Source organism: Serratia sp. HMSC15F11 (assembly GCF_001808215.1).
Lineage (GTDB): Bacteria > Pseudomonadota > Gammaproteobacteria > Enterobacterales > Enterobacteriaceae > Serratia > Serratia nevei.
Genome location: NZ_KV792482.1, coordinates 1 through 8,710, shown reverse-complemented (window position 1 = coordinate 8,710; position 8,710 = coordinate 1). Strand labels below are relative to the sequence as shown.

8 protein-coding genes are annotated in these 8,710 nt (G+C 57.2%); 1 reads left to right on the top strand and 7 read right to left on the bottom strand.

The window, feature by feature from the left end; all coding sequences use genetic code 11:
• Positions 1 to 84: 84 nt before the first annotated feature.
• The 3 genes from lapB to pgpB all read right to left on the bottom strand — a co-directional run bounded on the left by lapB (position 85) and on the right by pgpB (position 2,628).
• Complete coding sequence (lapB, locus tag HMPREF3138_RS16900; RefSeq protein ID WP_038874443.1) at positions 85 to 1,257, bottom strand: lipopolysaccharide assembly protein LapB; 1,173 nt, start codon at positions 1,255 to 1,257, stop codon at positions 85 to 87.
• A gap of 6 nt (positions 1,258 to 1,263) precedes the next feature.
• The gene (locus HMPREF3138_RS16895; RefSeq protein WP_038874444.1) at positions 1,264 to 1,566 is read right to left on the bottom strand and encodes a LapA family protein; all 303 of its coding nucleotides are present in this window, start codon (positions 1,564 to 1,566) and stop codon (positions 1,264 to 1,266) included.
• Between the two features lie 297 nt (positions 1,567 to 1,863).
• Positions 1,864 to 2,628 (bottom strand): phosphatidylglycerophosphatase B, encoded by a 765-nt coding sequence (pgpB, locus tag HMPREF3138_RS16890; protein ID WP_038874446.1) that lies wholly within the window; start codon positions 2,626 to 2,628, stop codon positions 1,864 to 1,866.
• A gap of 279 nt (positions 2,629 to 2,907) precedes the next feature.
• Here pgpB and ribA point away from each other — a divergent pair, with 279 nt between their 5' ends.
• Positions 2,908 to 3,501 (top strand): GTP cyclohydrolase II, encoded by a 594-nt coding sequence (gene ribA, locus HMPREF3138_RS16885; RefSeq protein ID WP_019452695.1) that lies wholly within the window; start codon positions 2,908 to 2,910, stop codon positions 3,499 to 3,501.
• Between the two features lie 56 nt (positions 3,502 to 3,557).
• Here ribA and acnA read toward each other — a convergent pair whose 3' ends face one another.
• From acnA to cysB, 4 genes are all read right to left on the bottom strand, one after another.
• Positions 3,558 to 6,230, bottom strand: coding sequence for an aconitate hydratase AcnA (gene acnA, locus HMPREF3138_RS16880; RefSeq protein ID WP_038874449.1), 2,673 nt, complete (start codon positions 6,228 to 6,230; stop codon positions 3,558 to 3,560).
• A 223-nt stretch (positions 6,231 to 6,453) separates the two neighbouring features.
• A complete protein-coding gene (locus HMPREF3138_RS16875) occupies positions 6,454 to 6,705 on the bottom strand; it encodes a hypothetical protein (protein WP_038886047.1) in 252 nt (83 codons plus the stop codon).
• Complete coding sequence (locus tag HMPREF3138_RS25705; RefSeq protein ID WP_071605307.1) at positions 6,698 to 7,225, bottom strand: DUF2778 domain-containing protein; 528 nt, start codon at positions 7,223 to 7,225, stop codon at positions 6,698 to 6,700. Before HMPREF3138_RS25705 ends, HMPREF3138_RS16875 begins: the two co-directional genes overlap by 8 nt.
• A gap of 180 nt (positions 7,226 to 7,405) precedes the next feature.
• Positions 7,406 to 8,380 (bottom strand): HTH-type transcriptional regulator CysB, encoded by a 975-nt coding sequence (cysB, locus tag HMPREF3138_RS16870; RefSeq protein WP_004930690.1) that lies wholly within the window; start codon positions 8,378 to 8,380, stop codon positions 7,406 to 7,408.
• Positions 8,381 to 8,710: the final 330 nt, after the last annotated feature.

The window sequence follows — 8,710 nt, the reverse complement described above, 5'->3', positions numbered from 1 at the left end:
AAAATGTGTCAACGCTATTCAGGACGGGTCAAACATAAAAAAACGGGGCGATAAATCGCCCCGTTTTATTTTGGTGCCGCGGCGTTATTGGCCATCCAGGCCGCGGATCGGTTTAACCGATGACCAGGCGCGGCACGACGGGCAATGCCAATAGAGCGAGTGCGCGGTGAAGCCGCATTTGTGGCAGCGGTAACGCGGCTTGGTGCGAATTTGCTCGCCGACCATGTCGCGCAACAGCAGCAGGCTCTCTTTCGCCCGGCCGTCTTCGGCGTCCGCCAAATGATAATCCATCAACCGGTAGAACACCCGCATGGTCGGATGGCGTTGCAGCTGGCGGTTGATATAGACCTGTACCACATCGCGCCCTTCGTGCTGCTCGATAATCTCTGCCAGCATCAGATCGGCAGTGGCACCGGTATTCTCTTCCACGCAGCGCTTAAGGAATTCAGCCCAATTGTGCTGCTGTTCTGGCAGATGCGCATAGCATTCCTGCAGCATCGGCAGCGTTTCGCTGACCAACTCTTTATCCTGGCTCAGGACGCGCTGCAGCGACTCTGCCGCTTTGGCGTAGTCGTTTTGCGCCATGTAGATGCGCCCGAACATGATGGACACGCGCGCGCACTGTTTATCGGCTGCGTCCGCACGCTTGAGCAGGCTCATCGCCCGATCGAGATCGTCGCTGCCCATCGCCTGCAGCGCCAGTTCGCAATAAAAGTGTGCGATCTCGACGCGTTGTTTCTCTTTACCCAGCTTGACCAACCTTTCCGCCACGTCGATCGCTTTTTGCCAATCGCTGGTGGCCTGATGGATCACCAGCAGCTGCTGCAGCGCCGATACGCGAAAATCCGCTTCGTCAGTCAACTGGCTGAACATGTCTTCCGCGCGGTCGTAAAGCCCGGCCGCCATATAGTCGCGGCCCAGCTGCTGTACCGCCAGCAGACGCTGTTCAAAAGTCAGGGAGGCGCTTTCCATCAAGGCCTGATGGATGCGGATGGCGCGGTCGACTTCGCCACGCGAACGGAACAGGTTACCCAGCGTCAGGTGGGCTTCAACGGTGTTGCTGTCCTCTTTCAACATGTCGAGGAACAGATCGACCGCCTTGTCCTGCTGGTTGGAAAGCAGAAAGTTCACCCCTGCCACGTATTCACGCGACAGGCGGTTGGCTTCTTGCTGTTTATCCTGCTGAGCGCTTCTGCGCCCCATGTACCAACCGTACGCGGCAGCCACGGGCAGCAACAGAAACAGCAGTTCTAACATAGAGGATTATTCCTTGCTGACAACGGGCTGAGCCGCCGGTTCAGCGGGCTGCTCAAGCTGCAGCTCCAGCCTTTTGATCTTGCGCTCGGCGCGGCCCAGCGCAATGCGCGTGCGCAGGTAGAACAGACCGCAAATGATCCAGCCAAGAACGAAACCGCCGCCAAACAGCGTGGCCAACAGGGTCGATACGCGATAATCGCCCTGCGCAACCAGATAGTTAAAATTGACCACCTGATCGTTATGCGCACCCAAGGTGACGGAAATCACGAAGATCACCAGAACCAACAAAAAAATCAGCAAATATTTCACATTCTTTCCCGCGAGGCCGAGTGAATCGGATTAACGATGCCAAAACGTGGCGTCCCTAACCCTTAAGTTAGCATTTCCCGTTGCGGCAGGGAAACCCCGCGGCACGATAAAACCACATATCTGCTGGCATATTCGGCAGTAAACGGCCTTAGCGAACAAATTGATGAGAAAGCTTCTCAAAACGTCGAATTTATAAGGATATGGGGGCGGCCGGGCGGATTGCAATGGCGGGAAAATGTAAGCGGTTAATGCGGCGCCGATCCGACGCCGCCTTTTTGTGACATGGTCACATAACGATCATATCTCCGGCTTGCGCGCCGCGATTTCCTGCTGCTCTTGCGGCGGCGGCGTCAGCGGGCCGAACCAGCGCTGCGCCAGCCAGCAGGTAACCACCACCAGCAGCCAGCTGATCAGCGTGGCCATCGCCAGATCGCGCGGCCAGTGCATGCCCAACAGCAGACGGCTGCCCATCACGCCGGTCGCCCACACCATCAGCAGCGCGACGGTTTTATAATGGCGGCGCGGCCACAGCAGCCCTACGCCCAACAGCGCCCAGGTGGCAGCGAACATGGTGTGCCCCGACGGGAAAGCGAAACCGGTTTCAAACTGCCAGTGCTTGCGCAGCCAGTTCGGCACCAGCGTCTGATCCTGCAGTTGCTCGCGCACCAGCGCGCTGCGCTCTTTGCGATGCAGCGAATAGAAGTATTTGCCGTCCACGCCGTGGGTTTGCTCCAGCCATACCACAAACGGCCGCGGCTCTTGCACCCGATCCTTGATTAACGACTTCACCCCCTGCCCGATCACCAGCGCGGCGAAAAGCAGGAGCGCCAGACCGATGGCCGCCTTCAGGCGAAAGCGCAGGCACCACAAAAACCAGCCGCAGAGGATAGCGCTGGTCAGAATGCCCCACGGCGAGGTCACGGTTTCGGTCACCCAGTACAGCGCTTTGAGCAGCGGCTCATTGCCGCCGGGTTGCCAGTGCCAACCGGATACCCAGACCGCCAGCGGCATCAACAGCAGCAGCAGTGCGCCGCCCGCCGTGCGTTTTGCTATCTCGTACATTCTATTCTTCCTCTGCGTGAATCAGGCAGCAGTGTAACAAGAGTGCAATATTGATAACACGCGAAAAATTAAACAGATAGGCAACCTATCGCAATAATAGGTGGCCAGAAAACGCCATCTGCTGGTTTGCTGAGCACCGCCCGGCAAGAAGTTGTGGCAAAATAGCCGATAATTAACGAAATAGAGATCGGCGTAGCACGTTTTAGTCTTGGTCAATTTACCGTACCGGACTTAGGATGCGCGACAATGATTGAATCGTACGCTTTTGTGGAGAGTGACATGCAGCTTAAACGGGTGGCAGAGGCTAAACTGCCGACACCTTGGGGCGATTTCCTGATGGTAGGATTCGAAGAACTGGCGACCGGGCATGACCATCTGGCGCTGGTATTCGGTGATATTTCCGGCGAAGCGCCGGTGCTCGCGCGCGTGCATTCCGAATGTCTGACCGGCGATGCTCTGTTCAGCCTGCGCTGCGACTGCGGTTTTCAACTGGAAGCCGCGCTGGAGCAGATTGCCGAAGAAGGCCGCGGCATCCTGCTTTATCATCGCCAGGAGGGCCGCAATATCGGCCTGTTGAACAAGATCCGCGCCTATGCCCTGCAGGATAAGGGCGCCGACACCGTGGAGGCCAACCATCAGCTCGGCTTCGCCGCCGACGAACGCGACTTCACCCTGTGCGCCGACATGTTCAAACTGCTGGGCGTCGACGCGGTGCGTTTGCTGACCAACAACCCGAAAAAGGTCGAGATCCTGACCGAAGCCGGTATCAACATCAGCGAGCGCGTGCCGCTGATCGTCGGCCGCAACCCGAAGAACGAACACTATCTGGCGACCAAGGCCGCCAAAATGGGCCATTTGCTCGACCAGAAGTGATCGCCGCCGCGGCGGAAACAATCAGGGCGCCTTACGGCGCCCTTTTTATTGCTTAATTACAGCATTTTCCTGATCACATAGTGCAGAATGCCGTCGTTTTCGTAGTAGGTCAGCTCATTGCCGGTATCGATGCGGCAACGGGTGTCGATCACTTCCTTGCGCCCGTCGGCATAGGTGATATGCACCGGCACCGTCTGGCCCGGCTGCAGCTGCTGCAGGCCGCCGACGCTGATCTGCTCATCCCCGGTCAGCCCCAGGGTTTTGCGCGTCACTCCCTGCGGGAACTCCAGCGGCAAAATCCCCATGCCGATCAGGTTGGAGCGGTGGATACGCTCGAAGGACTCGGCAATCACCACCCGCACGCCCAGCAGGCGCGGCCCTTTCGCCGCCCAGTCGCGGCTGGAGCCGGAACCGTACTCTTTACCGGCGATCACCGCCAGCGGCACCTTCTCCTGCTGATACTGCATGGCGGCGTCGTAGATAGACAGCTGCTGCTGCGACGGAATATGGCGGGTATAGCCGCCTTCCACGCCCGGCACCATTTCGTTGCGGATGCGGATGTTGGCGAAGGTGCCGCGCATCATCACTTCGTGGTTGCCGCGGCGCGAGCCGTAGGAGTTGAAATCCTGCGGCGCCACGCCGTGCTCGCTCAGGTAGCGCCCTGCCGGGCTGTCGCGCTTGATGTTGCCCGCCGGCGAGATGTGGTCGGTGGTCACCGAATCGGCCAGAATCGCCAGAATGCGCGCGTCTTTGATGTCCTGCACCGGATCCGGTTTCACCTTCATGGTGCTGAAGAACGGCGGATGGCGGATATAGGTAGAATCCTCCTGCCACTGATAGGTCGCCGAACCGGCCACCTGGATCGCTTGCCAGTTGGCGTCGCCGTCGAACACTTCGCCGTATTCCTTGTGGAACATCTCGGTGCGCACTTCTTCTACCGCCTGAGCGATGTCCTGGCTGCTCGGCCAGATATCCTTCAGGTAGACCGGTTGACCGTCGTTGCCCTCGCCCAGCGGCTCTTTGGTCAGATCAATCTTCATGCTGCCCGCCAGCGCATAAGCCACCACCAGCGGCGGCGAGGCCAGCCAGTTGGTTTTCACCAGCGGGTGAATACGCCCTTCGAAGTTGCGGTTGCCCGACAGCACCGCGCCCACGGTCAGATCGCCCTCTTTGATCGCCTGCTCGATCGGATCCGGCAGCGGGCCGGAGTTACCGATGCAGGTGGTGCAGCCATACCCCACCAGGTTGAACCCCAGCTCTTCCAGATAGGCGGTGAGTTTGGCGCTGTCGAAGTAGTCGGTTACCACTTTGGATCCCGGCGCCAGCGAGGTTTTTACCCAGGGTTTGCTGCGCAGCCCTTTCTTGACGGCATTTTTCGCCAGCAGGCCGGCCGCCATCATCACGCTCGGGTTGGAGGTGTTGGTGCAGGAGGTGATCGCCGCGATCACCACCGCGCCGTCGCGCAGTTCGTGCTGCTGCCCGTCCAGCGTAAAGGTTTTGCTGTCGGTATCGGCCTTGTGCCCCCCGATATCCAGCTCGGTGGCAGCCTTGAACGCCTGCGGCACATTCGGCAGCGCAACGCGATCCTGCGGGCGTTTCGGCCCGGCGAGGCTGGCTTCCACGGTTGACATGTCCAGCGCCAGCGAGCTGGTGAAGACCGGTTCATCACCCGGGTTACGCCACATGCCCTGCGCTTTGGCGTAGGCTTCCACCAGTGCGATTTGTTCGGCGCTGCGGCCGCTGAGCTTCATATAGCCGAGCGTAACGTCATCCACCGGGAAGAAGCCACAGGTGGCGCCGAACTCCGGCGACATGTTGGCGATGGTTGCCCGGTCCGCCAGCGGCAGATCGGCCAGCCCGTCGCCGTAAAACTCGACGAACTTGCCGACAACGCCGTGCTTGCGCAGCATTTGGGTCACGGTCAACACCAGGTCGGTGGCGGTAATGCCCTCGCGGAGCTTGCCGGTCAGCTTGAAGCCGACCACGTCCGGGATCAGCATCGACACCGGCTGGCCCAGCATCGCCGCTTCCGCTTCGATGCCGCCGACGCCCCAGCCGAGGATGCCGAGGCCGTTGATCATGGTGGTGTGGGAATCGGTGCCCACCAGCGTATCGGGATAAGCCACGCGTCGGCCGCTTTCGTCGCTGTGCCAGACCGTTTGGCCAAGGTATTCAAGGTTAACCTGGTGACAGATGCCGGTGCCCGGCGGCACTACGCGGAAGCGGTTGAAGGCTTTCTGCCCCCAGCGCAGAAAGGTGTAGCGCTCGTGGTTGCGCTGCATTTCGATACGTACGTTGTCTTCAAAGGCGTTGTCATCGCCAAATTCATCGACGGTAACCGAGTGGTCAATCACCAGATCCACCGGCGACAGCGGGTTCACCTGGTCGACGTTGCCGCCCAGCCGCCGTACCGCTTCGCGCATCGCCGCCAGATCCACCACCGCCGGTACGCCGGTAAAATCCTGCATCAGCACGCGCGCCGGACGGTAGGCGATCTCACGATCAGCATGGCCGGTTTGCAGCCAGGCAACGATGGCCTTGAGGTCGTCAACCTGCACAGTATCGCCATCCACATGGCGCAGCAGGTTCTCCAACAGCACTTTCATTGATTTCGGCAACCGGTCGATATCACCCAGCTGCTTCGCCGCCAGCGGCAGGCTGTAGTAGTAATATTCGCTATTCAGCGCAACCAGCTTATCCAGACTCGTTTCACGAAGATCGGACGACATAGCTCCTCCATTTCTTATTGTGACTAAAACAGGGTAATCAGTGAGGTCTTGTTTAAAGATACCACAAAGATAAGTTAACGTTTTGATAACAACACGATTTGATCACAGCGATAGGCGGGAACAATCAGCAGGAAGGAAGTACGAGCGCCGCCAAGGGGTTAGGCAATGCGCCAACAAAAACGCCGCAACGAGGCGGCGTTTTGGCAGGGAAAATCCCGCGGCTTTAGCGGGGTTTACGCATTAAGCGTTTGACGACGGCCATTAAAATAAATGTCGCGAGCAACATATAGGTTATCACCACGGGGAGAAACGCTGGATCAAACTCTCCATCACTTTTCGCTATGTTAGCGGCATTCATCCAATCACCAACCTGATTTACAGTCATATCAACCAGATTTTTAAGCACCGGGATTTTGTTAAGAATAAAAAACGACGCTATGAAACAAGTTGCAAACAGCATCAAATTCTTAAACATCGCAAGCCTCGTAGTTAGTTGAACCCGTAACATCTACCCTACCATAGGACATGATACCTACACGTGAGCCGGGGATTTTGAATTTTCTACGTTGGACGAGTGCGTGTCGAAATCGATTAAAATCAGCAATATGGTAGAAGGTAATGCAACCCCATGATTCTCCTTCGCCATTAGGTCTCAATGGATGAATGCGAAAGCCGCCTCGATCTTGTCCATTAATCCACAAATTATCGGTAAGCGTTTGGAAACTGAACAAACCAAGCCACGTAGAATGGTTTGTTCCATGCCATATGTCTTTACCTAATGACTCCAGCGGGTTTCGTATACTCCCATGAGGGCGATCAACAATCCAATACTGCCCCGGGGGTAGCGCCCCTTTGTCTCTGAAAGAGCAATCAGGACGATTTAGCATACTCGGCTTGCCTGAAAACACCGGAAACGTCCCCACCCCGTAGACGTGGAGTTTCAGCACGCGGCGGTCTGGAGAGGCATCGTTGTAGTTAAGTCTGCATATCTGCATAACGTTGAATTTCCTTATTCAATGATCCGAACGTTTGCACTCTACTCAGACGCTAACGGGTTGAAAAGAGGGCAGCGACTTTTCAGGATGATCCTGAGAAGCAAGAAGGCACGGATTTCCGGGCTAAAAAAACCCGGTTAGGCAGGCGCCTCTCCGGGTTTGATTTGATATCGTCGATAGTTACTTAATCGGCAGCTTGATGTCCTTGAACATCGCTTCGATCTCTTCGTTGGAGCGCAGCGCCACCGCGCTGTCGACCACATCGCGCGTCAGGTGCGGCGCGAAGCGCTGAATGAAGTCGTACATGTAGCTGCGCAGGAAGGTGCTGCGGCGGAAGCCGATCTTGGTGGTGCTGTAGGTGAAGATATCACGCGCATCCACCGTCACCAGATCCGGATCCTGAACCGGATCCACCGCCATGCTGGCGATCACCCCCACCCCCAATCCCAGACGCACGTAGGTTTTGATCACGTCGGCGTCGGTGGCGGTAAAGACGATGCGCGGCGTCAGGCCGGCGCGGTTGAAGGCGGTATCCAACTCCGAACGCCCGGTAAAGCCGAAGGTGTAAGTGACGATCGGATAAGCCGCCAGCTCTTCAATGCTGATGCTGCTTTTGCCCGCCAAAGGATGGTCGGGCTTCACGACTACCGCGCGGTTCCAGTGATAGCACGGCAGCATGATGAGATCGTCGTACAAGTGCAGCGCTTCGGTGGCGATGGCGAAATCGGCGGTCCCTTTGGAGACCGCTTCAGCGATCTGCGTCGGCGAGCCCTGATGCATGTGCAGCGAGACGCGCGGGTAACGCTCGATGAAGCCTTTGATTACGTTGGGCAAGGCGTAGCGAGCCTGGGTATGCGTGGTGGCGACGTACAGCGAGCCTTTGTCCGGGTAGGTGTGTTCACCGGCGACGGCTTTGATGGCGTCCACCTTGGACAGCACTTCACGTGCGATGCGAATGATTTCCTGGCCGGCCGGGGTGACCTGGGTCAGGTGTTTGCCGCTGCGGGCGAAAATCTGGATGCCCAGCTCATCTTCGAGCATGCGCACCTGTTTACTGATGCCGGGTTGCGAGGTATAGAGCCCTTCTGCCGTCGAGGAGACATTCAGGTTGTGGTTAACCACTTCCACAATGTAACGAAGCTGCTGCAATTTCATATCTTATACCATCCTAGGTTAAACACTGCGGCTTACCCGCAGCCAGGTATATCGGTGTCGCCCCGGTATGCTGAAACTCACAAGCCATAAACACCGTGTTTTACCCTGATGGTGAAGAAAACGCCGTTGTTAATAAGCTTTAATAATAAAAAAACTTTTTATATAACCACTATACCACGTTGCAGCTTCAAGTATAGATCCGCGTCACACTATGATAACGATTATTTTGCATTGGTATCAACGTGAAACGGCGGTGGCGGAGGGATAAAAACAGCAAAGGATAGATCCGTTTGCCGCTTTTCACCAGTAAAAGACCACCTCCTGAGGAGG